This window comes from Fusibacter paucivorans (assembly GCF_018390735.1).
GTDB classification, from domain to species: Bacteria; Bacillota; Clostridia; order Peptostreptococcales; family Acidaminobacteraceae; genus Fusibacter; species Fusibacter paucivorans.
This window is the reverse complement of sequence record NZ_JAHBCL010000093.1, coordinates 1-1,212: the sequence shown is the minus strand read 5'-3', so window position 1 is coordinate 1,212 and position 1,212 is coordinate 1. Positions and strand designations below refer to the sequence as shown.

Below are 1,212 nucleotides of genomic sequence, written 5' to 3'. Positions count from 1 at the left end.
TGGTCTTCTGTCAAGAAAAAGGACAACTTAAACGTAGAATCTTTAAACAACTTTTATGATTACTAACTGACAAATTCAAGTTCATAATCGTAGGGTGATATCATACCGCAATGCGAATGTATTCTGGTGGTATTATAAAACGTTTCAATATAATGGAATATCAGTTTATGTGCATGATGAAGATCTTTAATGACATATCGGTTAAGCCATTCGCGTTTTATGAGTGCGTGGAAAGATTCAATCGGTGCATTGTCCCAAGGTGTACCTTTGTGCGAATAACTCCGGATATAATCTCTGGCTGGTGTTGCTTTCTTATAATCTTTGGATACAAATTGGACACCCCTGTCGCTGTGAATGATGGTTGGTCTCTTTGATTTTCTAGATGCTTTAGCGTTTTCAATTGCAGATATGACACCATCTGTCGTTAGTCTATCGGAAACATGCCACCCGATGATTTTTCGAGAATAAAGGTCCATTACAGATGTTAAATATACAAAGCCCTTCAAGGTATAGACGTAGGTGATATCAGTTGTCCAAACGGCATTCGGTGCTGCAGGACGAAATTGCCTATCCAGTATATTTTTAAGCTTGTCGTCAAAGTCAGGATCAATGGTGGTTTTAGTGTATGGACGAACCCATATGGCCTTAATACCTTCATCGCGCATGTAATTCCCAACTGTTTTTTCAGCGATTTTTATCCCTTGCTCATTGAGCAATTTTGTAATCTTAGGCGCACCATAAATCTGATAAGAAGCATTATATATTTCTTTGATCTTTGTCGATACGGCTCTTTTGCGAAGTTTCGCGCGAGATGCCTTTCGATTTTTGAAACTATAGTATCCAGATGTTGAAACGCCAAGATATTTGAGCACATTGTTAACAGAAAAGGTGCGTTTCTTAGATTTTTCTTTGATGATTGGGTAAAGTGTTTCTGTTAATCGTTCAATATGCTCATTGCTTTTTTTAATATTTCGATTGCATCCTTTGCATCTCGAAGCTCTTTGCGCAGGCGTGCATTTTCTTTTTCAGCATCTGACGAAAAATTGCCCGAGCCTCTATGTTCAATAAGTCCTTCGTGATTTTTGGCATTCCTTATCCATGAACTGAGGGTTGATTTTCCGATTTTGAGTTCTTTTGCTACTTCCTCGCCTGTTTTGCCAGATGAATAGTAATAATTGACAGCATCTTGTTTAAATTCTTTTGAAAATTGCT

2 protein-coding genes are annotated in these 1,212 nt (G+C 37.8%); both read right to left on the bottom strand.

Annotated elements, in window-relative coordinates; all coding sequences use genetic code 11:
* Positions 1-62 precede the first annotated feature (62 nt).
* Positions 63-914, bottom strand: coding sequence for an IS3 family transposase (locus KHM83_RS19585; protein ID WP_343213184.1), 852 nt, complete (start codon positions 912-914; stop codon positions 63-65).
* 20 nt (positions 915-934) lie between these two features.
* Positions 935-1,212 (bottom strand): transposase (locus KHM83_RS19580; protein WP_213238728.1); only part of this gene is annotated, 278 nt, incomplete at its 5' end.